The organism is Bradyrhizobium sp. SZCCHNR1017 (assembly GCF_032381375.1).
GTDB lineage: Bacteria > Pseudomonadota > Alphaproteobacteria > Rhizobiales > Xanthobacteraceae > Bradyrhizobium.
The window spans coordinates 467,090-491,526 of record NZ_JAUHIR010000004.1; the positions used below are offsets into that span (position 1 = coordinate 467,090).

Consider the following 24,437-nt stretch of genomic DNA (forward strand, 5'->3'; position numbering starts at 1 on the left):
GCGCTCTCGAGCCGGGCGTTGCGCCGAGGATAGTTCTGATCCGGATTCCCCGCTACACTCACACGCGCTGTCGAAGGGGAACTGCCATGCTGCGCTCGCTGGTCTCGCTGCTTGCCGTGCTGGTCGCGTTCGCATCGCCCGCTCTGGCGCAATCGGGGCCGCGCACCAGCGAGTGCCTGGCGATGGCCGGCAACCAACCGCGCGCGATGCCGGTCAGCCTGCGCCGGACGGCGGCTGCCGGCAACGAGGTGACGATCACCTATGCCGGCCACTCGACCTACTTCATCGACACGCCGATGGGCATCCGCATCGCGACCGACTACAGCGGCGCCTATCAGGTCGGACGGCTGCCCGACGTGATCACCATGAACCGCGCGCATTCGACGCACTACACGCTGGCGCCCGATCCGCGCATCCCGCATGTGCTGCGCGGCTGGGGCGACGACGGCAAGCCGGCCCAGATCTTCGAGCGAATCGGCGACGTGCTGATCCGCAACATCACCACCGACATCCGCCGCTATTTCGGAGATTCCATCGGCATCGACATGATCAAGGACGGCAACTCGATCTTCATCTTCGAGGTCGCCGGCCTGTGCATCGGCCATCTCGGCCACCTGCACGTCAAGCTCGACGAGACTCATTTCGCCGCAATCGGCCGGCTCGACGTGGTGATGGTGCCGATCGACGGCACCTACACGATGTCGCTCGACGGCATCTCGGAGATCACCAAGCGTCTGCGCGCCTCGGTGGTGCTGCCGATGCACCGCTTCGCGACGCCGCTCGACGAGTTCATGCGCAAGATCGGCCAGCAGTTCGAGATCGACCGCCGCGCCGAGCGCACCTTGAAGATGTCGCGCGAGCTGCTGCCACAGGTCCCGACCGTGATCATCCTCGACGGCGTCTAGGCGCCCGCAAGGCTGGTGCCGCGGCGGCCTTCCGGCGTCAGGAACATGCGCTTGAGCTTGTTGATGACCCGCACCGCGAGGCCGAGCACGTAGGGCTGGGTCTTCAGGCAGAAGGCGAGCTTCTTGACGTGACCCTCGACATGCCATTTGGCATGCGCGCCGTCGCGGAAGAAGATCACGTCGCCCGGCCCGTAGCGCTTCGCCGGCATGCCCTCGCTCTCCAGCGTGATCGCGCCTTCGAGGATCAGGATGGTCTCGTCGAAATCGTAGTACCAGTTGAACTTGCCCTCGGTGCAATGCCAGACGATGGTCGAGCCCAGCCCGTCGCTGCTGCGCGCGATGGTGCAGGAGGTCGCGGTCGGATTGCCCTCGATGATCCAGGACGGCTCGATCGGAGCGGGCGCCAGGTCGACGGTGAGATTGGCGGTTTCGATCAAGGACGGAGACATCTTGGACCTCAAATGCATGGGACTGAAATGACCGGGCGAACGCCGGCACGAGCTTGCGACCGTAGCCGATTGCACCTAATGGCTGCTTTCCGCGATCGTTAAGATTTGAACAGACCACCGCGACCAGCCGTCGCATCACAAACACGCAAGCGCTATAAACTTCACGCGAACGCCGCAATTTGTTCGCGGCCTCGCCAAACCTGCTGATCTACTGTTTGCTCGCACTGCAAGATGCGGACAGGTGCCCCTCCGGTCGCCCTGCCCATCCTGCGCCGTGCCGTCACCTTTAAAGATTTTCCGCCTTCGCAGAGATAAGGATTTCCCAGGATGCGCCGACTGAGCCTCGCACTCGCCCTCACGCTGTCCGCCGCCGCCCTTGCAACCAGCAACCTCGTCATGGCGGGCGAAACGCCCGCCCCCGAAAACGCCAAGGCCTACTTCATCAACCTGAAGGACGGCGACACCGTCTCCTCGCCGGTCCTGATCCGCTTCGGCCTGTCCGGCATGGGCGTCGCGCCGTCCGGCACCGAGGCTCCCAACACCGGGCACCACCACCTGCTGATCGACGCGCCCGCGCTCGAGGGCGACGCACTCAACGAGGCGATCCCGGTCGATGCCGGCCACGTGCATTTCGGCAAGGGCCAGACTGAAGCCTCGGTCAATCTCACGCCGGGCAAGCACACCTTGCAGCTCGTGCTCGGCGACTGGAGCCACATCCCCCACAACAAGCCGGTGATGTCGGAGCGGATCACGATCGACGTTCAGGCCACCACCGGCAGCGCCAAGCAGTAGGCAGGTTCGATCGACGACGACACCGCCGCGAGCATCGCTCGCGGCTCGCTTCGGGCCGGTGCACGCGTGGCGCCGGCCCGTCATGCGTCAGGCCCACTCGCCCTTGCGGAACACCGGGACGCGGCGGCCATCTTCATGGAGGCCGTCGATGTCGGTGTCGGCCGCGCCGATCATCCAGTCGATGTGGATCAGGCTTTGGTTGCCGCCCTGGGCTGCGATCTGCTGCGGCGACAGCGACGTGCCGTTGACGAAGCATTTGGAGTAGCACTGGCCGAGCGCGATGTGCGAGGCCGCGTTCTCGTCGAACAGCGTGTTGTAGAACAACAGGCCGCTCTTGGAGATCGGCGACGAGTGCGGCACCAGCGCGACTTCGCCGAGCCGGCGCGCGCCCTCGTCGGTGTCGAGCACCTTGTTCAGCACCTCCTCGCCCTTCGAGGCCCTGGCCTCGACGATGCGGCCCTCCTCGAACCTGACCTGGATGTTGTCGATCAGCGTGCCCTGATAGGACAGCGGCTTGGAACTGACGACGTGACCCGACACACGGCGGCAATGCGGCGTCGTGAACACTTCCTCGGTCGGAATGTTGGCGTTGCAGGTGATGCCGTTCTTGGCAGTCGAGGCGCCGCCCTCCCATTCATGGCCGTCGGCAAGACCGATCGTCAGGTCCATGCCGGGTCCGGTGTAATGCAGCGCGCTGAAACGCTGGCCGTTGAGCCACTCGGTGCGCTCGCGCAGCACCGCGTTGTGGCGCTCCCAGGCAGACACGGCATCCTCGCGGTCGACACGCGACGCTGCGAAGATCGCGTCCGCGAGCTTCGCCACCGCGACCTCCTCCGGCACGTCCGGGAAAACCAGCTTGGCCCAGGACGGGCTCGGATAGGCAATGATGTTCCAGTTGGTCTCGAAATTGGTGATCTTTTCCAGCGCCGGCTGATAGGCCTTGGAGTTGGCCTTGCTGGCGCGCGCCACCTTGGCCGGATCCTGGCCGGACAGCAGCATCGGATTGTCGCCGACGATGGCGAGCCGCGCGGTATTCTCCGAGAACGCCTTGGCCATGCCCTGATAGAGCCAGTCGGCGGCGCGATCGAAGCTGTTGTCACGGCCAAAACGGTAGCGCGCCAGCGTCAGTTCCTCGTCGGAGAAGAACGAGGTCACGATCCCAGCGCCGGCCTTGTAGGCGTGCTCGGCGACCTTGCGCACCAGCGGCAGCGCCACCGACGGCGCGGTCAGCAGCAGATCCTGACCCGGCTGCAATTGCAGGCCCACCTTCACCGCCACCTCGGCCAGGCGGTCGAGCTTGACGGGATCGATGGCGGCATCGAAGTTGCGCGGATGTGCGGTCATCAGGGGATCCAGTTCCGTTTCTTTGCGGTGTTGAAGAGATAGGCCAATCGATGGGGCGGTCAATGGTGAACGGGAGACGGCTCCTGCATCGCCTCTCCGCCCTCGTCGCCGTGCAGGGCATGGCCCGGACAACTGCCGTGAAGGTGTTCGGAAACATAGCCGACACCTCAAAACGGGCCCTATGGATCCGCATCAGTCGCTCTCCAAAGCTAAGCCGCGAGCTCGGTGCCCGCCCTCCCCTGGAGGGGGGAGGGTCGCCTCGTGGTGAGCGAAGCGAAACGTGAGCCGGGGTGGGGTGATCTCTCCACGTGCACAAGCGCTCGCGGAGAGATCACCCCACCCCGCTCGCCCGCTTCGCGGGCGACCGACCCTCCCCCTCCAGGGGAGGGTGGGCACCGAGCCATTGGCGCCGTCGTGATCAACAATTTTGAGGCATATGGGATGTGCATATGGGGATGTGCGTCCGTAGCCTCGCGGCGCCCCGGGCGTCCGAGTGATACAGTGGTCTCACCCTCTTCAAACGAGAGGGTGCAGGGAAGGCCGGACCTCGACTGAGGCCCGTGGCCCGCCTGCTCAAAAAATGCAGGCGGCAGGTACCACAGGTCCAGCCGGATGATCCGGCCCTCCCTGCGCGATGGCGCTACGGCTGCTTCGCGTTCTCCCCGGTGCGCCGGGCTTTTGGGTCACCGTCACCCACGCGGCGCCATTGGCGCCAGCGCAGGCTTGATACTGGCATCGGAGTATCAGGACCACGCGACTTGACCGTGCGAGCCGATGTTGTTCGTCCGCGCGAATGACCACGCTGCAAACCGGCCCGCCCATCACATCCCACCTCCACGCTTCGTGACGACCGCGCAGCGCCCCTCGTCGATGAGGCGGGACAGCGACAAACAATCATGATTTTCCGAAATTGCCAAGCAGGATATTTTTTCTGCCGGGACTGGACAGCCCAAATCAGCCTGGACTTGCTCGTGAAATCGGATTCCGGACGCAGCGGCGATCGGGCGGATATGAAGCCTCGACAGGCTTGTCCGATCTCGGCGTGAGGGGCATGAGTCGCCCGACGAGCGGCATTCTGATTGCGTCAGTCCTCGACGCGCAGCCCGTCACCATCGACGTACCAGTCGGCACGTGACGCCCAATGCACGTGGCGATCGGGAGCGGTGCCGAGCGGCTCGTCGAAGCTCCCGGCGGGAATGATCGCCTCGCGGCCGCTGCGCGTCAGATGCGGCATCGTGCTGCCGCAAGTGCTGCAGAAGGCGGTGGCGAAGCTGCGCGCCTGCGGCAGGTCGAACCGTGTGACGTTCGCCTTGCCCCGCATCCAGCGCAGCGCCGACGCCTTGACGATGACCTCACAGGAGTGCGCCGTGCCGCTGGCCTTGCGACAGCGCGAGCAATGGCAATTGAGGAAGTTGTCGAACGGCCCATCGACCTCGAAGCCGACCCGGCCGCAGAGGCAACTGCCGCGGAACGTGGTCATGACGATCTCCTGTCGTGGTCTGGAACGGAATGCCCAAGAGCGCGGCACGCGTGGAGGATGTTACTTATCCTGATTGCATCTTTGTGGCTATTAGGACGACTGAAGGCCAGCCGCGGTCGCCGCGCTGTTAGTAGGTAGTCTGATCTTCCCAAAGCGGAACATCCATTTGTTGTGAGTCATCCTCGACGCCGAGAGTCAATCTTTTCGAATGATTTGGAACCAGTCCGAGCGGGCAGCGCCGTCCCGCATTTGCATGGCTCGGGGGCGATTCGGTCACTTTGAGGACATGTTTGGACGTTGATTGGCGCGCGGCAGGGGGATTTCACAGTGTACAGGAGTCCTCCGAATGTACCGCGTTGTAATTGTCGTCGCCGCATTGCTGGCTCTCTCCGTTCAAGCCGAGGCCCGTCCTCGTCACCATCATCATCACTACTCGTACCGACACCATCACTCCTTCATGAACGCCATGGCCTCGATCCCCGGCGAGGGCCGCGTCGTCGGTGGCCGGCCGTCGGGATGCCCGCATGCCTTCTGCGGCTGCGAAGCGTCGCTCTACACGTTCGGCCGGGTCATTCCCGAGTTGAATCTCGCATCCAACTGGCGTCGCTTTCCACGCGCGGCTCCCGCACCGGGCATGGCGGCGGTCCGCTCCGGCCACGTCATGATCCTGCAGCAGCAGGTCGCCGGCAATGTCTGGTATGTGCATGACGGCAATTCCGGCGGTCACGTCACCCGCGAGCATCCGCGGTCGATCGCCGGCTACGCGATCGTGAACCCGAACGGCGGTTCCACGATGTTCGGCGCAGCGGCTCGTGTCACGCGCGAGGCCCGTGCGCCGAGATATCAGCGGTTCGCCCGCAATGCACGCTCCGACGGCTGGATGGCCAGCGCGGCGCCGATAGCCTTCAACTAGGTCCCGACGCCGTCGCGGGCGGGCGGCATGCAGCTATCAAGTCGGGAACTGCATGCCGCTTATGCCGACGCGGACCGCACCTCGCGTCTGAACAGCACGTAGAGCGCCGGCAGCACCAGCAGCGTCAGCATCGTCGACGAGATGATGCCGCCGATGACGACGGTGGCGAGCGGGCGCTGGACCTCGGCGCCGGCGCCGGTCGCGATCGCCATCGGCACGAAGCCGAGCGAGGCGACCAGCGCCGTCATCAGCACCGGCCGCAATCGCGCCAGCGCGCCCTCCTCCACCGCGGCCCGCACCGAGCGTCCCTCGCGGCGTAGCCGTTCGATGAAAGCGATGATGACCAGGCCGTTGAGCACGGCGACGCCTGACAGCGCGATGAAGCCGACGCCGGCCGAGATCGACAGCGGCAGGCCGCGCAGCAGCAGCGCCGCGATGCCGCCGGTCAGCGCCAACGGCACGCCGGAGAACACCAGCGCGGCATCGGCGAACGAACCCATGCTCATGAACAGCAGCAGGAACACCAGCGCGAGCGCGATCGGCACCACGATCGTGAGACGCTTGGTCGCCGACACCAGTTGCTCGAACTGTCCGCCCCAGCCGATCCAATAGCCTGGCGGCAGCTTGACCTTCTCCGCGACGGCGGCCTGCGCCTCGGTCACGAACGAGCCGAGGTCGCGGGCGCGAACATTGGCTGACACGACGATCCGCCGCTTGCCGTTCTCGCGGCTGACCTGGTTCGGCCCCGGCGCCGAAGCCACGGCCGCGACCGACGACAGCGGCACGTAGCGCGGCTGTGCGGCCGAGGAGAAGGCGGTGCGCAGCGGCGCGGCATTCGCCTCCTCACCCGCCGGCAGTGGAATCGGGATCGCGCGGATCGCATCGAGATTGCCGCGCAGACGCTCGGGGAGGCGGACGACGATGTCGAAGCGGCGGTCGCCGTCGAACAGCTTTCCGGCCGCCTTGCCGCCGATCGCGATTTCGACCACGCTCTGCACCTCGGCCACGCTGAGGCCGTAGCGCGACAGCGCCTGGCGGTCGATCCTGACCGTCAGGATCGGCAGCCCCGCGACCTGCTCGGTCTTGACGTCGGTCGCGCCATTGACGCCGCGGATCGCGGCTTCGACCTGGCGCGCCGCGCCCTGCAGGATATCGAGATCGTCGCCAAAGATCTTGATACCGACGTCGCTGCGCACGCCGGAGATCAGCTCGTTGAAGCGCAACTGGATCGGCTGCGAGATCTCGTAGTTGCTGCCGGGGATCTCGTCGGCCGCCGCCTCGATCTCGGCGACGAGCTGCGCCTTCGGCTTCGCCGGGTCGGGCCACGCCTGGCGCGGCTTCAGCATGATGTAGCCGTCACCCTGCGACGGCGCCATCGGATCGGTCGCGACCTCGGCCGTGCCGATGCGGGTGAACACGTCCTTCACCTCCGGGATGCGTCGCAGCCGCGCGTCCAGCGCCTTCTGCAGGTCGACCGAGAGGGTGTGGCTCGTTCCGGGGATGCGCAGGGCCGCGAGCGCGACGTCGCCCTCGTCAAGGCTCGGAATGAACTCGCCGCCCATGCGCGTCGCGGCAAAGCCGCTCGCCGCGACGATCACCACGGCCAGGGCTACGACCATCAGGCGGTGCGCGATCACGCCGCGCAGCAGCGGCGCGTAGACCCGCCGCGCGCCGCGCATGATGAGGTTCTCCCGCTCGGATACCTTGCCGGTGACGAAGATCGCGACCGCTGCCGGCACGAAGGTGATCGAGAACAGCACGGCGGCACCGAGCGCCATCAGCACCGTCAGCGCCATCGGCGTGAACATCTTGCCCTCGACGCCGGTCAGCGTCAGCACCGGAAGATAGACCACGGCGATGATGCCGGTGCCGAACAGGCTCGGCCCGATCACCTCGCGCGCGCCGCTGATGATGGTCTGCAACCGCTCGGCGGTCGTGAGCAGTCCGCCCTTGCGATGCTGCGCCTGGGCCAGCAGCCGCAGGCAGTTCTCGACGATGATGACGGCGCCGTCGACGATGATGCCGAAATCGATCGCGCCGAGGCTCATCAGGTTGGCGCTCACCCTGCTCTCGACCATGCCGGTGATGGTCATCGCCATCGACAGCGGGATGATGCAGGCTGTGACCAGTGCGGCCCGGATGTTGCCGAGCAGGAGGAACAGCACGACGACGACCAGCGCGGCGCCTTCGAGCAGGTTCTTCTCCACGGTGCGGATCGTCGCTTCGACCAGATGGGTGCGGTCATAGAGCGTGCGCGTGACCACGCCCTCGGGCAGCGACTTCGCGATGTCGTCGAGCCGGGCGGCGACGCGGCGCGCAACGGCGCGACTGTTCTCGCCGATCAGGAGCATCGCCGTGCCCAGGATCGCCTCCTCGCCGTTGAGCGTCGCCGCCCCCGTGCGCAGGTCGCGCCCTTCGGTCACCTCGGCGACGTCTCCGATGCGCACCGGCGTGCCGCCGCGGGCGCCGATCACGATGTCCTTCAACTCGGCGGCGCTGCCGACCTGGCCGGGCGCGCGCACCAGATATTGCTCGCCATTGCGCTCGATATAGCCGGCGCCGACATTGGCATTGTTGGACGCCAGCGCCGCGATCACGTCACGGAAGCTGATCTTGTAGGCCATCAGACGGCCGGGATCGGGCAGCACGTGGAATTGGCGCTCGAAGCCGCCGATCGTGTTCACCTCGATCACGCCCGGCACGCCGCGCAGTTGCGGTCGGATGATCCAGTCCTGGATGGTGCGCAGATCGGTCGGCGAGTAGTCGGTGCCATCAGGCGTCTTGGCGCCGGGCTTGGCTTCGACCGCATACATGAAGATCTCGCCGAGCCCGGTCGAGAGCGGTCCCATCGCGACCTCGACGCCCGGGGGCAGCTGATCCTTGATCTGCTGGATGCGCTCGTTGACGAGCTGGCGCGCGAAATAGATGTCGGTGCCGTCCAGGAACACGACGGTGACCTGGCTCAACCCATAGCGCGACAGCGAGCGCGTGTAGTCCAGCTTCGGCAGGCCGCCCATCGCGGTCTCGACCGGGAAGGTGATGCGCTGTTCGGTCTCGAGCGGCGAGTAGCCGGGCGCCTTGGTGTTGATCTGCACCTGCACGTTGGTGATGTCGGGCACGGCGTCGATCGGCAGCCGGGTGAAATTCCAGGCGCCGAAGCCGGCGGCGGCGAGCGCAGCGATCAGCACCAGCCAGCGCTGGCGCACGGCGAACGCGAGGACCGCGTCAATCATGCTCGGCCTCCCCCTTGCCCATCTCCGCCTTCACCACAAAGCTGTTCTCGGCAACGTAGTGTTCGCCGGCGGCGAGGCCATCGCGGATTTCGACATAGGTCGGGTCGGACTCGCCAGTGACCACGGGGCGCGCCTCGATCTTGTCGCCCTCCTCGCGCACGAACACGACGGTCTTGTTCTCCAGGGTCTGGATCGCGCTCGCGCGGACCGCCACGGCGACGCTGCGCTTGGCGAGAACCAGCCGCGCGGTGACGAACAGGCCCGGGCGCAGCCGGCCGTCGGGATTGGCCAGCACGACGCGGGCAAGCGCGGTCTGCGTCTCGCTGGCGCCGACGGGGGCGATGTAGGACACGTGGCCGCGGATCGCGCCGCGTCCGTCATCTGGATCGATCAGCACCTCGTCGTCGAGCCGGACGCGCCGGAGATCCTGGCGATAAATCGACAGGTCGACCCAGATCGTGGAGAGATCCGCGACCACGAAGGCCGGCTTCTGCTCGGAGGCGTATTCGCCGAGCGAGATCTGGCGGTCGATGATGGTGCCGCCGATCGGCGCCTTGAGATCATACGAGGTCAAGCTCTGATTGCTCTCGATCGCGGCGAGCAGCTCGTCCTTGGCGACGGTGTCGCCGATGCGCTTTTTGATGGCACGGACGATGCCCGGAAAGCGCGGCGTCACCTGCACCAGCGCTTCCTGATTGGCGCGCAGCACGCCGTTGAACGCCAGCGTATCCGACAAGGTCGCAGGGCCGGCTTCGGCGAGCGCGACGCCGGCCGCGGCGAGCTTCACGTCGCTGATGCGGATGCGGTCGGCGCCATGCTCGTCCTGCTCGACATGGTCCTTCGGTGCCTTCTCGGCATGATCGGCATGGCCGACGGTTGCCTGGGCCTGCGGCTCCGCCTCGACCAGCAGGCGCGATGCGCCGGCGCCGGCGGCGGCCGCCAGGATGACAATGAGGATGACGGTGGATGGTCTCATCGCGCAGTCTCCCGTTCCAGGGTGAAGGGACGGCCGACCAGGCCTTCGATCGTCGCCACGGCGACATGGATGTTCTGCAGCGCCTCCTGCTCGCGCAGCCGCGCCTGCGCCACGCTCGCCTGTGCGTCCAGCACCTCGAGCAACGAGAAGCGGCCGGCGCTGTAGCCCTGCGCGATCTCGTCGGCCGCCTCCTGCGCCTTCGGAATTGCGATCTCGCGCAGCACGGACAATTCCCGCAGCGAGCCCTGCAGCGAGTCGTAGGCGCGACCGGCGATCACCAGCAGCGCGTTGCGGTTGGCCTTGCGCTCGGCTTCGGTCTTGGCGAGGCTTTCCTGCGCCGAGAGGATATTGCCCTGGTTCTGGTCGAACACCGGGATCGGCACGGAGACGCTGAGCCTGACGGCGTCGTCCTGCGTGTCGTTGAAATGCCGCCAGCCGGCACCGATGCGGACGTCGGGGTACGGCTTCAGCCGCGCCAGCAGCAGCTCGGCATTGCGCTGCGCGTAGACCGCGGTCCAGCGGACGAGCTGCGGATTGGCATCGATCGCCGCGATCACGGTCTGGAACGCCGGCGGCTGGCCGGTCGCATCGAACCGGCCGGTGACGGCCGGGAGCTTCGCCGAGCTGTCGCCGATCAGCACGGCGAGCTCGCGGCGTGCGCTCGAAAGCGTCGCCTTAACGCGCTCGCGATCGGCTCGCACCAGCGCCGAGGCGACCTCGGCGCGGCCGGTCTCCGCCGGCGACGACGCGCCCGCCTCGACGCGACGGCGCAGCAGCGGCGTCAGGCGATCGAGCGCTGCGACCTGATCGTCGAGGATCTGGATGCGCCGCTGCGTGGCGAGCACCGTCACGAAGGCGATCGCGGTCTCCGACAAAATCTCCAGCCGCACCGCCTGGCGCTGGATCTCGGCGGTGCGCACGCCGGCCTGGCCGGCGGCGATGCGGGCGTCGCGCTTGCCGAACCATTCGAACGCCTGGCTGATCTGCAAGGTCGTCTCGGCCGATCGCGTGCCGCGATATTGACCCGAGCCGAATGAATTGTCCTGCTCGTAGGACAGCTCGGGATTGAGCAGCGCGCCGGCCTGGAGCCGCTGGCCGGAGGCGATGCCGATGTCACGATCGGCGGCGGATAGCCGTGGATTGGCGGCGAGGGCGCGCGACAGCGCCGCGCGGAGGGTCAGCGTCTGCGCCGCGGAGGCGTGCACGGACAGAGCGAGCAGGGCTGCGGCGCCGATGGCACGCGCAGCCATCCCGGGGAATGGCATGAGATGAACCTGTCTGGACGGGCAAGGATGGACGGCATCGGCCGTCCGGCACGTTGCGTCAGCTCAGGCGTTTTGGCGGCGGAGACTCGGACTCGGGGAGGACGCCTGCACTGAGCAGGGGAACGGCCCAGCCGGTTGCGGCCACGACCTCGGCCGGGACGGCGGCGAACTGCGGCTGCGGCACGGCCACCGAGAAGCAGCCATGGCAATGATGGTCGGCGATGCCGCGCTGATCGGTGTGGCCCGCTCGGTCGAGCAGCGACGCGATCTCCGGCTTGCCCGCGGAGGGATGGGCGACGTCGATGTCACAAGCGCCGTGCAGCGCGCCCGCGAGGACATAGGCGAGCATCAGGCAGGCGGCCACGATCCGGCGCAGCATGCGCGGACGGCTCGTGATGTCTCGTTTGCCAATGCTGCGCACCGCGCCCCCTGTTCGGCGAGCGGATAGCACGTGGCCGGCGCGGTTGTCGATCAGCAACAATGTAACAAGCGGAACCGCTCACGGCGCGCCAAGGGCGGGCGCCAGGATCACGCAGGCGAGCAGCGCCAGGGCCGCAGCGCTGCAGCGATAGCCGAGCCACGCCGGCACGACATGCCCGAGGCCGCAGCGCAGCGTCGCGCCGAGCGCGATCCAGGCTCCTCCGATCGTCGCGGTCGAAAGCCCGAGCACGACCAGGAACGGCCATAGGCTCGCCGCATCGCCTTCCGGCGGCAGCAAGGTGAAGGCGAAGATGATGGCCTTTGGATTGAACAGCGTCGTGATGAACACTCCGCGCAGGGTGACCGGCGCCGCATCGCTTGCGCCGCTGCTGCTGCCGTGGCGCCAGAGCGCGGCCGCGAGGTGCAGCAGATAGAGCACGACCACGACACGGAGAGCATGTCCGACCAGCGGCGCGGTCGCAACGAGCGGACCGAGCGTGATGCGCAGCGTCGCGATCGCGAGCAGATAGCCGGCAAGCTCGGCGAGCAGCAGATGAACGGATGCGCGCGCGCCACGGCTCGCACCGGCAGTGGCGAGCAGCGTGTTGGTTGGGCCGGGCGTGACGAGCAGCGCGGCGCCCGCCGCGCCGAAGGTCAGGATATCCATGACCGCATCAAGCACGCGCGCCATGCGCCGGCCTTGACGCGCGTCAACGTCCGGCGCCGCGGGCCGCAGTCCCGTTTTCCGGAACGGCTCGTATGTCGGCTTCATTGCGGACGATGGTCGGCCGCGCCGCATGATAGGATCGTATGGCAGCATGCAGGGCGATTGATTGACTTGGCTCTCGTGCAAACTAAGGTTCGCGGCGCCGGAAGTGGAACAGCGCCTGATCATCGCACCGTTCGGACGCGTAGCATCGATGGTCGGCGCGCAAGGATCGGAAGACAGATGACGTTGGCGATGAGCTGGGACGAGTGGGCCCGGCAAGATGGCATGGCGCTGGCGGCGCGCGTTCGCAGCGGCGAGCTGACGGCGGCGGAGCTGGCAAGGCAGGCCGCCGAGGCAATCGCAAAAGTCGATCCCGCACTGTCCGGCGTGATCGAAGTCTTCGCCGACGCCGTCGAAGATCCGGCGAAGGCCGGCGCCAATCTCGCAGGCCCCTTCGCCGGCCTGCCGTTCCTGATGAAGGATCTCGGGCCGACCATGGCCGGGCGCCTGCAGGAGCAGGGCTCGCTGTTCATGCGCGGCAACCGTCCCGCCGCCGACACGCACCTGACGGCGAAGATGCGCAAGGCCGGCCTCAACCTGATGGGCCGCACCACTACGCCGGAGTTCGGCGTCTGCAGCTCGGCCGAGAACCCGGCCGTCTATGTCACGCGCAATCCGTGGAATACCGACTACACGACCTGCGGCTCGTCGGCCGGCAGTGCCGCGATGGTCGCCGCCGGCGTGGTGCCGATCGCGCATGCCACCGATGGCGGCGGCTCGATCCGGATTCCCGCAGGCGTCAATGGCAATATCGGGCTGAAGGTCTCGCGCGGGGTGTTCTCGATCGCGCCGCATCTGTCGGATCTCTCCGGCCTCGTCTCGATCCAGGGCTGCCAGTCGCGCAGCGTGCGCGACACCGCGGCGTTCGTCGATCATTGCCGCGGCGGCGCGCCGGGCGAGTTCATGCCGTATTGGACCACGCCGGAGCCTTACGTCGAGCTGATCAAGCGCGATCCCGGCAAGCTCAGGATCGCGCTGTCGCATCAATGGGGCGACTATCGCGCCACGCCGCACATCGCTTCAGAGCTGGCGCGTGTCGGCAAGTTCCTCGAGGGCCTCGGCCACCACGTCGGCTACGCGCTGCCCGACGTGGATTATCGCGCCGCATTCGCGGCGCAGACCACCTGCTACATCTCCAACTTCGCGATCGTCATCAACAACCTGCTCGCGTCGCGCAAGCTCGAGCGGCCGCCGGCCGAGCTGATCGAGCCCATCAACATCCGCATCTGGGAGGCCGGCCGCGATACCAGCTTCGCCGAGCGCGCGGCGATGCAGGCGGTGTTCAACACCACCTCGCGCGCCTTCGGCGCCTTCTTCGAGGACTGGGATATCATCCTGACGCCGATCACCGCGCTGCCGACCCCGAAGATCGGCACTACCGAATATCTGACGATCAGCGACAATCCGGACGTGCTCAACTGGTTCGAGAATCTCTGGCGCAACTTCGCGTTCACGCCGCTCGCCAACCTCTGCGGCATTCCGGCGATCTCGCTGCCGCTCGCGACCAACGAGCACGGCCTGCCGCTCGGCATCCAGGCGATCGGCAAGCAGGCCGACGACGGCCTGCTGCTGCAGTTGGCCGCCCAGATCGAGCGCGCGATCGAGGGCAAGTGGAACGGCGGTACCACGCCCGCCGTCCACGTGACCAAAGCCTGAGCCGCAACCACGAGCGCCCCGCCGGCCACTGATCCGGCGGCGCCCATCGATCGTTGTTCAGCGTGGACGGTGCCGGCCGGAAGCCGGCGCGTCGCACTGATCGGCGAGGGCGAACGTGACGGACGAGCGGACCGCGACGCGTTCCGGCAGGGAGGCGGCAGATGCCGCCCTGCCCCGGCGCGGCATGCGGGTCCCGTGGTGACGCCATGCCGAAGATGCGGCGCAAGGCCGACTTGCCGACCAGGATATGCGCTGCGTGCGGCCGCCCGTTTGCGTGGCGGCGCAAATGGGCACGCGACTGGAACGAGGTGAGATACTGCTCGGACCGCTGCCGATCCGACCGCGGCCGGACGCCCACTGCGATCGCCAGGAGCCGCGGAGGCTAGCGTCATGATGTCCGGCGTCCCCGCTCCGATGCGCATTCTCGGCCTCGCCGGGCTGATTCCGTTCGCGGGCCTCGCCGCATTGGTGATTGCAGGTGACGATCCGATCCGGCTGGCCGCGCTGCGCGCGCAGATCGGCTATGGCGCGGTCATCGTGAGCTTTCTCGGCGCGATCCATTGGGGCGTCGCCGTGCAGACGCCGGCGCTGGCAGTCTGGCCGCGCATGAGCTGGGGGGTGACGCCGTCCCTGCTCGGCTGGGTCGCGCTGTTGCTGCCGCCGCTGCCCGCGTTGGTGCTGCTCGAAGCCGCGCTGCTGACCGCGTTGGTCTACGATGAGTTCAGCTTCGGCGGCGACGATCGACGAGCCTGGTTCCTGAAGCTGCGGCGGCTGCTCAGCCTTGGTGCAATACTGTCTCTGCTCGCCACGCTGATAGGCATCGTGGTCAAGGGCGCGCTCTGACGGTCACCGTTGTGGACAATGCGGCAATCCCTCGGGCAAGCTCGCATATCCACTCGCGAGGCGCCATGAACATCCTGCTGCTCAATCCCAACATCCGCACCGACATCACCGACCTGATGCTGCAGGTCGGCCGGGAGGCTGCTGCGCCCGGCACCACCCTGATCCCCTGCACCGCGCCGCGCGGCGTGCCCTACATCGCCACCCGCGCCGAGGCGCAGATCGGCGGCGCCGTCGCACTGGAGATGCTGGCGGAGCGTCACGGCACCTTCGACGCTGCGATCATCGCTGCGTTCGGCGATCCCGGCCTGTTCGCGGCGCGCGAGCTGTTCGACGTGCCGGTGATCGGGCTTGCGGAGGCCGCGATGCTGACGGCCTGCATGGCTGGACGGCGCTTCGCGATCGTCACCTTCGCGCAGGCGCTCGGCCCCTGGTACGAGGAGTGCGTGCGCATGCACGGGCTGATGGAGCGCTGCGCCGGCATCCGCATGCTCGACGGCAGCTTCAAGCAGATCTCCGACGTGCAGCACGAGAAGGAGGAGCTGCTGGTCGAGCTGGCGCTGCGCGCGGTCGAGGAGAACGAGGCCGACGTCCTGATCTTCGCCGGCGCGCCGCTGTCCGGCCTCGCGGCCCGGGTCGCGCATCGTATCCCGGTGCCGGTGGTCGATCAGGTGATCGCGGCGGTGAAGCAGGCCGAAGCACTGCTCGCCTTGAAGATGCGCAAAGCCACCGCCGGCACCTTCCGCCGCCCGGCCGCGAAACCGACGACGGGCTTGCCCGCGGCGCTGGCCGCACGGCTGGAGCATCGCGACGGTTAGCTGGACGACACTGTTAGTGGGCTTGCTCGATCCTTGCCTCTCCCCGCTTGCGGGGAGAGGGAGCGCATCGCCGTCGGCGCACGCCCGTGCCTCCTAGCTGGAATGGCATCTTAATACTGGCGTACCTGTCATATCCTCTTTTGTACACAAGCAGCCGCCACTGCCTGAAAAGGCGGCACGCTTCTTGCTTTTTCAAACGAATAGAGCAGGAAGCCCATGGCCAGCGTATCGGACGCCAAGTCGCTCGTTCTGGATCGGATCACGCACCGCTTCGCCAGCGGCACGATGGCCGTCTCCGACGTCAATCTCGATGTGAAAGGCGGCGAGATCATCGCCCTGCTTGGGCCCTCGGGCTGCGGCAAGACCACGCTTTTGCGCATCATCGCCGGCTTCATCGGCCAGAGCGAGGGGCGCGTCATCATCGGCAACGACGTCGTCGACGCGCTGCCGCCCAACCGCCGCGCCGTCGGCATCGTGTTCCAGAACTACGCCCTGTTTCCGCATCTCTCGATCACCGAGAATGTCGGCTACGGCCTCGCCGCGCGCGGCGTCGACAAGGCGACGCGCAACAAGGAAGCGCAGCGGCTGCTCGACATGGTGCAGCTCGGCCCGTTCGGCGAGCGGCTGCCGCGGCAGTTGTCCGGCGGACAGCAGCAGCGCGTGGCGCTGGCGCGCGCACTGGCGATCAAGCCGTCGATCCTGCTGCTCGACGAGCCGTTCGCGGCGCTCGACAAGAATTTGCGGCTCGACATGCAGATCGAGGTCAAGCGGCTGCAGCGCATGGCGGGCACCACAACCTTGATCGTGACGCACGACCAGGAGGAGGCGCTGTCGATGGCCGACCGCGTCGCCGTGCTCAGCCATGGTCATCTCGAGCAGTTCGGCACGCCGTCCGAGATCTACGACCAACCGCAGACGCTGTTCGTGAACAGCTTCGTCGGCACGGCGAACAAGATGAAGGGGACCGTGATCGCGACCGACGCGGGCAGTGTCAAGGTTGGTCTGGAGGCCGGCGGCGAGATCATCGCGCGCGCACCGCATCCGGTCAGTGCCTCAGACAAGGTCACCGTCTGCCTGCGTCCCGAGCACCTCACCTTCGTCAGCGACGACACCGGCTTTGCCGGCGAGATCGGCATGGCGTTGCCGCTCGGCGCCACCGTCGTCCACGAGATCAAGGCCAAGGACGGATCCAGCATCAAGATCTCGCAGGCCCGCACCGGCGGCACGCCGCTGCGCGAGGCCGGCGCCCCGGTGCGGGTCGCACCGATCGCACCCGGCCTCGCCACCGTCTTCCCGCAATAGACCAACAGACACATCGGAGTGGAACATGATGCTTGATCGCCGCCGGCTCCTGACCAGCGCCTTGACGCTGGGAGCCATGCACGCCTTCCCGGGCTTGAGCCTCGCGCAGGCGCGGCCGCTGGTGTTCGCGACCTTCACCGGCAGCTGGGAAGAAGCACATAAAGCCGTGCTCGTCCCTGCCTTCCGCAAGGCCAACACCGATGCGGCGATCGTGCTCGATCCGATGCTGTCGGTCGACCAGATCGCCAAGGTCAACGCCGCCAAGGCCAATCCGCCGATCGACGTCATGCTGCACGACCCGGGTCCGGCGCTGGTCGCGATCGGCCAGGATCTCGTCGAGCCCTACCCAGCCGACAAGAGCACCTATTTCAAGGACCTGATTCCGGAAGCGCAGGACGCGATGGGCCCGGCGCCGTTCTTCCAGGTCGTCGGCCTCACCTACAATCCAGAGACGGTGAAGACGCCGCCGACCTCGTGGGCCGATCTGTGGAAGCCCGAGTTCAAGGGCAAGGTCGGCATCACCAATCTGAACTCCACGCTCGGCACCGGCTGGCTGGTCGAGATCGCGCGCATGCGCGGCGGCTCGGAAGCCAATGTCGACGAAGGCTTCAAGGCGCTGGAGGAGCTGAAGCCGAACCTCGCCGCCGTCGCCGCCAATCCCGGCGCGCTGGCGACCCTGTTCCAGCAGGGCCAGATCGACATCTCGCCCGGCAACTTCAACGCCATCCAGATCCTGAAAGCGCGCGGCGTGCCCGTCGAGTTCGTGGCGCCCAAGGAAGGCGCGATCGCCTTCAAGACCACGATCCACATCGTCAAGAACTCACCGAACAAGGAGCTTGCCTTCAAGCTGATCGAGGCGGCGCTGTCACCGGAGGTGCAGACCACGCTGATGAACTCACCGTATCTGATCGTGCCGACCAACACCAAGGTCGCGATGTCCGGCGAGATCGCAAAGGTGCTGGCCAAGGACACCGCGGAGCTGAAGAAGAAGTTCGTGTTCCAGGATTGGAAGAAGATCAACGAGCAGCGCGCGTCCTGGATCGAGAAGTTCAACCGCGACATCAAGATCTGACGCGATGAAGAGCGCCACGACCGCACCTGGAGACGTGACCAGCTTCAGCCTAGGGCTTGCTCTGCCCTTGGGCCTGGTGTTCGCGATCTTCTTCGTGCTGCCGCTGGCGCAACTTCTTTTTCTCTCGCTGCACAACGACACCGCGGCGACGGTGTGGGGGCTCGGCCAGTACGTCAAATTCCTGACCGACCCCTTCAGCCTCGCCGTGCTCGGCTCGACGCTTCTGCTCGGCGCCGAGGTGACGCTCGCCTGTCTCGTGCTCGGCTATCCCATCGCCTGGCTGTACCAGCGCTCCGGCAGCCGGGTGCAGACCCTGATCATCATGATCGTGCTGCTGCCGCTGCTCACCAGCGTCGTCGTCCGCACCTTCGCCTGGATCGTGATCCTGGGCCGGCAGGGCATCATCAACTCCGTGCTGCAATCGCTCGGGCTGATCGGCACGCCGCTGCGCATGATCTACACGCAAGGCGGACTGGTCGCGGCGCTCGCGCAGGTACAGATGCCGCTGATGGTGCTTCCCCTGATCACCGCGATCGGCCGCATCGATCCCAATCTCTCCGACGCCTCGGCCTCGCTGGGCGCCGGAAGCTGGCGCACCTTCGTCAAGGTGATGCTGCCGCTGTCGATGCCAGGCATCATCGCGGGCTGCACCCTGACCTATGCGGCTGCGATCACCGCTTTCATCACGCAGTCGCTGGTCGGCGGCGGTCAGATGCTGTTCATGCCGATGTATCTGTATCAGCAGGCCTCGACCTTGCAGAACTGGCCGTTCGCGGCGGCGATCTCGATCATCTTCCTGTTCGCAGTGCTCGCCATCGTCGCGCTGTTCTCGACACTCGGGCGGCGTGCGCGCGGCTATGGAGACGCCAGATGAGCCAGCGCCAGCGCAACTGGGAAGCGCTGAGCTTCCAGATCGTGATGACGGTGGTTGCCGTGCTGGCGCTGATCCTGATCGTGTCGCCGTCGCTGGTCGTGGTGATCGTCTCCTTCACGTCCGGCTTCTCGCTGAAATTCCCGCCGCCGGGCTATTCGACCCGCTGGTACGTCGAATTGTGGAACGCCTGGCAGCTGCAGTTCGCCGCACGCAACAGCGTCGTCGTCGCGCTATGGTCGACGGGTCTGTCGATCATGCTCGGCGTCGCCGCGGCGCTGGCGATCTCGCGCTCGAAGACGCTCACGGCGAAGCTCCTGGACTCGTTGTTCATGTCGCCGCTGGTACTGCCGGCACTCGCCTTCGGCTTGGCGGCGCTGATGTTCTTCTCGCTGATCGGCCTACCGGTGTCGCTGCTGACCCTGGTGATCGGCCACACCATCGTCTGCGTGCCCTATGTCGTCCGCAACACCGTCGCGGCACTGGCCCAGCTCGAGCCGACCCTGCTGGAAAGCTCGGCGATCCTCGGCGCCTCCAGGCTCTACACGTTCCGCCGCATCGTCTTGCCGCTGATCCGCCCCGGCATCATCTCCGGTGCCTTCATCGCCTTCATGTCATCGTTCGACAACGTGCCGGTGTCGCTGTTCCTGCGCGACGCCGCCACCGACATGCTCCCGATCCGCATGTGGCAGGACCTCGAAGGCAAGCTCGACGTCACCATCGCCGCGCTGTCGAGCGTGCTGATCATTGCCACGATCGCGCTGATGACGATCATGGAGCGCACCACCGGACTGTCGAAGCGGCTGACGGGTTGAGGCTGAGTGCCCGTTCCTGAAATTGGGAGTTCGTGCCCGTCCAACTCCAAGCCGTCATGGCCGGGCTTGTCCCGGCCATCCACGTCGGCCGGCGATCGTGGATGGACGTGGATGCCCGGGACACGGGCATGACGAGTATTTCCTTGGCAGGCAGGATCGTCCAACCATCAGCGTACGACGGCGCGAGCTGTACCTCAGGCCCCACGGAAGATCGAATAGCCCCAGGGAGTGAATTTGAGCGGCAGATGAAAGTGCTCCTCGACCTTGTCGATCGCGAAGCGAAACGGCACTGTGGTGAGGAATTTCGTCTGAGCGCCAGTCCCGAAGAACTCGCCGACATGAAACAGCACCTCATACTCGCCGGCGGTCACGCCGTCGCCCTCGACGACCGGCGCCTGCAGAGTGCCATCGGCGCCGAGCTGTCCCTCCGCGAGCAGCGTGCGATCGGGCGTCACGCGCCAGATCGCGACGCGCAGGCCACGCGCGGGGCGCCCGTTCGCCACATCAACCGCATGAACCGAGATTCCACCGGCCATTTCGTGCTCCGCCATCAGGTTGTCGCGGCATGATAGCCGCGAAGCAAGCATCAACGCCAGCGCCGCCGCTGTGGCCTGCAGTCGCTGCGATGACCGCGCTGCAGGCCCTGGTGTCGCTGGCGCTGTTCGCGCCGGGCGTCGTGGCGCCGCGCGCTGGACTGAGCATCGAGCAACTGTCGCTGTTCTCCACCACAGCCTTCACCATCAGCCTCGTCTCCTCGTTCTGGGGCGGCACGCTGGTCCAGCGCGTCGGCTCGCTGCGCGTGGCGGCCCTGTGCGCGGTCGCCGTCTGCGCTGGCATGTCGCTGGCGCTGTTCGAGAGCGGATGGGCGCTGCTCGGGGCCGGGCTGATGCTCGGCCTTGCGGTCGGACCGGAGACACCGGCAAGCTCGGCGCTTCTCGGACGGCTCGTGCCGGCCGAGAAGCGCGCGATGGTGTTTTCGATCCGGCAGACCGGCAACCAGATCGGCGCCGTCGTCGGCTCGCTGCTGCTGCCGCCGATCGCCGTGCTGCTGGCGCCGAGCTCCGCCTATGCCGCCGTGATCGTCTGCGCCGCCATCGCCGTCGCCGGCTTCGAGCGTCTCAGACCGGCCTATGCCATGACGCCGCCAACCATGCCGCGGCTCGGCCTGTTCGATCGATTGCGACTGATCAGCGCCGACCGCCGCATGGCCGCGCTCGCCGTCGCCTCGATTCCGTTCAGTGGCATGCAGGTCATCCTCAATACCTGCTTCGTCAGCTTCGGCACGTCAGAGCTCGCGCTGAGCCATGTCGAGGCCGGCTGGGTGCTGGCGTCGGCGCAAGGCGCCGGCCTGATGGGACGGCTGGGCTGGGGCGTGGTCGCGACGCGCCTGCGCTCGGCGCGCGCCGTGCTGGTGATGGCGGGCGTGGGCATGGCCGTCTGCGCGATGCTGCTCGGTCTCTGCGGGCCACTGCTGAGCCGATCGATCCTGATCCTGCTCACGATCGTGTTCGGGCTGACGGCGAGCGGCTGGAACGGCGTGTTCATCGCCGAGGTCGCCAATCTCGCCAAGCCCGGACGCGTCGCCGAGGCGACAGGCGCAGTGCTCACCGCCTCGTTCCTGGGCCTTGTCGCCGCACCGCTGCTCGTCGCGCTGCTGACTCCCCGCGTGGGACTCGGCGGCAGCTTCGTCGCACTCGGATTGACGGCGGCCGCAGGCACAGCCGTACTGCTGATGGAGCGATCCCATGCGCGCAAGTGACATCGCACGCGCTGTCATGGCGCGGCAAAGCACCGCCAGAGAGATGGCCGAGCAGGCGCTGGCGCGGATCGCGGCGGCCCATGACCTCAACGCCGTCGTCACCACAGATCCGGCGCGAACGAGCGCCGAGGCCGTTGCCGTCGATGCGCGCGTGGCCGCCGGCGAAGCAATGCGGCTCGCCGGCGTGCCGATCGTGGTCAAGGACAACATCTGGGTCGAGGGCTGGCGCATCACGCAGGGCTCGCGGCTGTTTGCTGATTTCATCGCGCCCGAGGATGCGATCGCGATTGCGCGGTTGCGCCGCGCTGGCGCCGTGATCGTTGGCATCGGCGCAACTTCCGAGTTCGCCTGCAAGGGCGTGACGACCTCGCGGCTGTTCGGACCGACCGTTCATCCGCAGGACCGGCAGCTCACGCCCGGCGGCTCGTCGGGCGGTCCCGCCGTTGCGGTGGCGGCTGGGCTCGTGCCGCTCGCGATCGGCACCGATGCCGGGGGCTCGAGCCGCCGGCCGCCGGCCCATGTCGGCGTGGTCGGCTTCAAGCCGTCGTTCGGCGCCATTCCCTACGGCCCGGGATTCCCCGAGCCATTCTGGCGCATCTCGGTGATTGCGCCGATCGCGGCCGATGTCGGCGATGCCAGGCTTGCGTTCGAGATCATGGCCGGCGCCGACCCGCGCGATCCTGATACGTTCGATGTGGCCGCGGCGGATCATGCAACGCCGCCGCGCGTGGCGTTCTCGCCGCGGCTCGGGCTGGACGTCGCGGTCGATGACGACATCAGCGCTGGCCTGCGGCGGGCGGTCGACCGCCTCCGCGCCGGCGGCATGCCGATCGTCGACAAGGATCCCGTCTGGCCGGCCGGCCTTGCCGAGGACGCGGTGATGCCGCTCCAGCATGCCGGGCTGGCCGCGCTCTACGGCGATGCCTTCCACAATGATCCGGCGCAATTCGATCCAGATATCGCCAAGCAGATCGAGCGCGGGCTCGGCCTGAGCGGCGCCGACGTCGCGCGTGCGCTCGAGGCAAGCGCGCAGATCGCGCGGGCCTTCGCAAGCTTCTTCACACAGGCCGACGTGCTGCTGGCGCCGACCGTGCCCTGCGTCGCCTGGCCGTTCACGCAGCTCGGCCCGTCCGAGATCGGCGGCAAGCCGGCGAGCCCGCGCGCGCATGCGGTGTTCACGCCTTACGCCAATCACGCCGGCGTGCCGGCGATCTCGATCCCCTGCGGCGCCAACGTTCACGGGCTGCCATTCGGTCTGCAACTCATCGCGGCCCGCGGCCACGACCGCCTGCTGCTCGATGTCGCTGCCGACGCCGAGCGGATCCTTGCTCAGTCCTGATCGAACTTCTTCGCCAGCCGGGCCCGGGTGATGTGGCCGATCTGGTCGATGGCGTTGGCGATCTCGCTGTCCGGGTCGTTGCCGATGCGACGCTCCATCTCGGCGATGACCGAGGGGCGGTCGGCGTGCAGCGCCAGAGCGACGATCAGCGGCATGCCGAACTTGTCGCGATAGCGGCGGTTGATGTCGGCGACGCGCTCGAACTCGGCGCGCGACAGCGAGGTGAAGCCGAGCCGACCCTGCTCGCCGATCGAGTCGTTCGTCATCTCACCCGCCAGTGCCTCGCGGCCGGCGAGCTCCGGATGGGCGCGGATCAGCTTCAGCTTCTCGTCGCGGCTCATGGCGCGGACGACGTTCATGAGCGTCGTATGCAGCGCATCCGCGGCGTCGTCGAATGCGGACAGGCCGGCGCGATAGGCGCGGTCGGCAATCTCCGGGGAGTGCTCGAAGATGTCGCCATAGCGCTCCACGAACAGCACGCGCGACATCTGCGAGGGCCGCCACGCGCCGGCCGGCGGATGCGTCCGGATCCAGTGCCGCGCGATGTCGAGCCGGGTCGCGACCCAGACCTTGTCATGACCCGTGATGTAGTCGAGGAAGCGCGCCAGCGCGGCCGCGCGCCCGGGGCGGCCGACCAGCCGGCAGTGCAACCCGACCGACATCATGCGCGGGCTCTCCGCGCCCTCCGCGTAGAGCGTATCAAAACTGTCCTTCAGATAGGCGAAGAACTGGTCGCCGGAATTGAAGCCCTGCGGGGTGGCGAAGCGCATGTCGTTGGCATCGAGCGTATAGGGCACGATCAGTTGCGGGCCGTGCGGCCCTGCGATCCAGTACGGCAATTCGTCCGCATAAGAATCGGCGCTGTAGACGAAGCCCTGCTCGTTCAACACGATGTCGAGCGTGCGCTCCGACGTGCGGCCCTGGTAGAAGCCGAGCGGCCGCTCGCCCGTCAGCTCGGTATGGAGCCGGATAGCCTCCTCGATATCGGCGCGCTCGTCGACCTCGGGGACATCGCGGTAGTCGATCCATTTCAGGCCGTGGGAGGCGATCTCCCAGCCGGCTTCCTTCATCGCAGCAACAGCATCCGGATTGCGCGCCATCGCGCTCGCGATGGCGAACACCGTCACCGGCAGCTTGCGCGCGGTGAACATCCGCCACAGCCGCCAGAAGCCGGCGCGCGAGCCGAACTCGTAGATCGATTCCATGTTCATGTGGCGCTGGCCCGGCCACGGCTGGGCGCCCACGATCTCGGAGAGGAAGGCTTCGGAGGCAGCGTCACCGTGCAGGATGTTGTTCTCGCCGCCCTCCTCGTAGTTGATCACGAACTGCACCGCGATGCGGGCATCGCCGGGCCAGCGCGGATGCGGCGGCGTGCGGCCGTAGCCGACCATGTCGCGCGGATAGACGTCAGCACTCATC

General features: G+C 67.2%; 23 protein-coding genes. 13 read left to right on the forward strand and 10 right to left on the reverse strand.

Translation table 11 applies throughout. The features are described 5' to 3' along the window. Nucleotides 1-86: 86 nt before the first annotated feature. On the forward strand, nt 87-905 hold the full coding sequence (locus QW863_RS14295) for an MBL fold metallo-hydrolase (protein ID WP_315713702.1): 819 nt from the start codon (nt 87-89) through the stop codon (nt 903-905). Here the strand turns inward: QW863_RS14295 and QW863_RS14300 are convergent. Further along, on the reverse strand, nt 902-1,354 hold the full coding sequence (locus QW863_RS14300) for a cupin domain-containing protein (RefSeq protein ID WP_315713701.1): 453 nt from the start codon (nt 1,352-1,354) through the stop codon (nt 902-904). The genes QW863_RS14295 and QW863_RS14300 overlap by 4 nt on opposite strands. Nucleotides 1,355-1,681: 327 nt before the next feature. On the opposite strand from QW863_RS14300, the gene QW863_RS14305 reads away from it, so the two are divergent. Further along, a complete protein-coding gene (locus tag QW863_RS14305; protein ID WP_315713700.1) occupies nt 1,682-2,146 on the forward strand; it encodes a DUF4399 domain-containing protein in 465 nt (154 codons plus the stop codon). A gap of 87 nt (nt 2,147-2,233) precedes the next feature. On the opposite strand, the gene QW863_RS14310 is transcribed toward QW863_RS14305, so the two are convergent. Continuing rightward, complete coding sequence (locus tag QW863_RS14310) at nt 2,234-3,490, reverse strand: aminopeptidase (protein ID WP_315713699.1); 1,257 nt, start codon at nt 3,488-3,490, stop codon at nt 2,234-2,236. Between the two features lie 1,084 nt (nt 3,491-4,574). After that, nucleotides 4,575-4,970 carry a GFA family protein gene (locus QW863_RS14315; RefSeq protein ID WP_315713698.1) on the reverse strand — a complete coding sequence of 132 codons (396 nt, stop codon included), beginning with the start codon at nt 4,968-4,970 and terminating at the stop codon, nt 4,575-4,577. A 346-nt stretch (nt 4,971-5,316) separates the two neighbouring features. Here QW863_RS14315 and QW863_RS14320 point away from each other — a divergent pair, with 346 nt between their 5' ends. After that, the gene (locus QW863_RS14320) at nt 5,317-5,883 is read left to right on the forward strand and encodes a hypothetical protein (RefSeq protein ID WP_315713697.1); all 567 of its coding nucleotides are present in this window, start codon (nt 5,317-5,319) and stop codon (nt 5,881-5,883) included. A 59-nt stretch (nt 5,884-5,942) separates the two neighbouring features. On the opposite strand, the gene QW863_RS14325 is transcribed toward QW863_RS14320, so the two are convergent. Genes QW863_RS14325 through QW863_RS14345 form a run of 5 tightly spaced genes read right to left on the reverse strand, consistent with a single transcriptional unit; the run spans nt 5,943 to nt 12,444 of the window. Further along, nucleotides 5,943-9,116, reverse strand: coding sequence for a CusA/CzcA family heavy metal efflux RND transporter (locus tag QW863_RS14325; RefSeq protein ID WP_315713696.1), 3,174 nt, complete (start codon nt 9,114-9,116; stop codon nt 5,943-5,945). Continuing rightward, nucleotides 9,109-10,092 (reverse strand): divalent metal ion exporter adaptor subunit IhpB, encoded by a 984-nt coding sequence (ihpB, locus tag QW863_RS14330; protein WP_315713695.1) that lies wholly within the window; start codon nt 10,090-10,092, stop codon nt 9,109-9,111. The genes QW863_RS14325 and ihpB overlap by 8 nt, the downstream gene beginning before the upstream one ends. Then, nucleotides 10,089-11,357 (reverse strand): divalent metal ion exporter subunit IhpA, encoded by a 1,269-nt coding sequence (gene ihpA / locus QW863_RS14335; protein ID WP_409977919.1) that lies wholly within the window; start codon nt 11,355-11,357, stop codon nt 10,089-10,091. Before ihpA ends, ihpB begins: the two co-directional genes overlap by 4 nt. 58 nt (nt 11,358-11,415) lie before the next feature. Further along, nucleotides 11,416-11,835 (reverse strand): hypothetical protein, encoded by a 420-nt coding sequence (locus QW863_RS14340; RefSeq protein WP_315713694.1) that lies wholly within the window; start codon nt 11,833-11,835, stop codon nt 11,416-11,418. Between the two features lie 21 nt (nt 11,836-11,856). Beyond that, a complete protein-coding gene (locus tag QW863_RS14345; RefSeq protein WP_315767894.1) occupies nt 11,857-12,444 on the reverse strand; it encodes a LysE family transporter in 588 nt (195 codons plus the stop codon). A 282-nt stretch (nt 12,445-12,726) separates the two neighbouring features. Between QW863_RS14345 and QW863_RS14350 the strand changes: the two genes are divergently transcribed. From QW863_RS14350 to QW863_RS14385, 8 genes are all read left to right on the forward strand, one after another. Next, complete coding sequence (locus QW863_RS14350; RefSeq protein ID WP_315713692.1) at nt 12,727-14,202, forward strand: amidase; 1,476 nt, start codon at nt 12,727-12,729, stop codon at nt 14,200-14,202. A 206-nt stretch (nt 14,203-14,408) separates the two neighbouring features. After that, nucleotides 14,409-14,588: a DUF2256 domain-containing protein gene (locus tag QW863_RS14355; protein WP_315713691.1), complete on the forward strand. Its 180-nt coding sequence runs from the start codon at nt 14,409-14,411 to the stop codon at nt 14,586-14,588. A 4-nt stretch (nt 14,589-14,592) separates the two neighbouring features. Further along, nucleotides 14,593-15,045 carry a DUF3429 domain-containing protein gene (locus QW863_RS14360; RefSeq protein ID WP_315713690.1) on the forward strand — a complete coding sequence of 151 codons (453 nt, stop codon included), beginning with the start codon at nt 14,593-14,595 and terminating at the stop codon, nt 15,043-15,045. A 65-nt stretch (nt 15,046-15,110) separates the two neighbouring features. Beyond that, nucleotides 15,111-15,860 (forward strand): aspartate/glutamate racemase family protein, encoded by a 750-nt coding sequence (locus QW863_RS14365; RefSeq protein ID WP_315713689.1) that lies wholly within the window; start codon nt 15,111-15,113, stop codon nt 15,858-15,860. A gap of 216 nt (nt 15,861-16,076) precedes the next feature. Continuing rightward, nucleotides 16,077-17,162, forward strand: a complete 1,086-nt coding sequence (locus QW863_RS14370; RefSeq protein WP_315713688.1) for an ABC transporter ATP-binding protein — start codon at nt 16,077-16,079, stop codon at nt 17,160-17,162. 25 nt (nt 17,163-17,187) lie between these two features. Beyond that, complete coding sequence (locus QW863_RS14375; protein WP_315713687.1) at nt 17,188-18,234, forward strand: ABC transporter substrate-binding protein; 1,047 nt, start codon at nt 17,188-17,190, stop codon at nt 18,232-18,234. A 4-nt stretch (nt 18,235-18,238) separates the two neighbouring features. Beyond that, nucleotides 18,239-19,108: an ABC transporter permease gene (locus tag QW863_RS14380; RefSeq protein ID WP_315713686.1), complete on the forward strand. Its 870-nt coding sequence runs from the start codon at nt 18,239-18,241 to the stop codon at nt 19,106-19,108. Beyond that, a complete protein-coding gene (locus tag QW863_RS14385) occupies nt 19,105-19,920 on the forward strand; it encodes an ABC transporter permease (protein WP_315713685.1) in 816 nt (271 codons plus the stop codon). Before QW863_RS14380 ends, QW863_RS14385 begins: the two co-directional genes overlap by 4 nt. Before the next feature lie 194 nt (nt 19,921-20,114). Here the strand turns inward: QW863_RS14385 and uraH are convergent, their stop codons facing one another. Continuing rightward, a complete protein-coding gene (gene uraH, locus QW863_RS14390) occupies nt 20,115-20,456 on the reverse strand; it encodes a hydroxyisourate hydrolase (protein WP_315713684.1) in 342 nt (113 codons plus the stop codon). 29 nt (nt 20,457-20,485) lie between these two features. Between uraH and QW863_RS14395 the strand changes: the two genes are divergently transcribed. Together QW863_RS14395 and QW863_RS14400 are read left to right on the forward strand one after the other, a co-directional pair. Beyond that, a complete protein-coding gene (locus QW863_RS14395; RefSeq protein ID WP_315713683.1) occupies nt 20,486-21,679 on the forward strand; it encodes an MFS transporter in 1,194 nt (397 codons plus the stop codon). After that, entirely contained in the window at nt 21,666-23,018 is a 1,353-nt protein-coding gene (locus QW863_RS14400) for an amidase (protein ID WP_315713682.1), read from the forward strand. The genes QW863_RS14395 and QW863_RS14400 overlap by 14 nt, the downstream gene beginning before the upstream one ends. On the opposite strand, the gene puuE is transcribed toward QW863_RS14400, so the two are convergent. Continuing rightward, on the reverse strand, nt 23,009-24,436 hold the full coding sequence (puuE, locus tag QW863_RS14405; protein ID WP_315713681.1) for an allantoinase PuuE: 1,428 nt from the start codon (nt 24,434-24,436) through the stop codon (nt 23,009-23,011). The genes QW863_RS14400 and puuE overlap by 10 nt on opposite strands. Between the last annotated feature and the right edge of the window lies 1 nt (nt 24,437).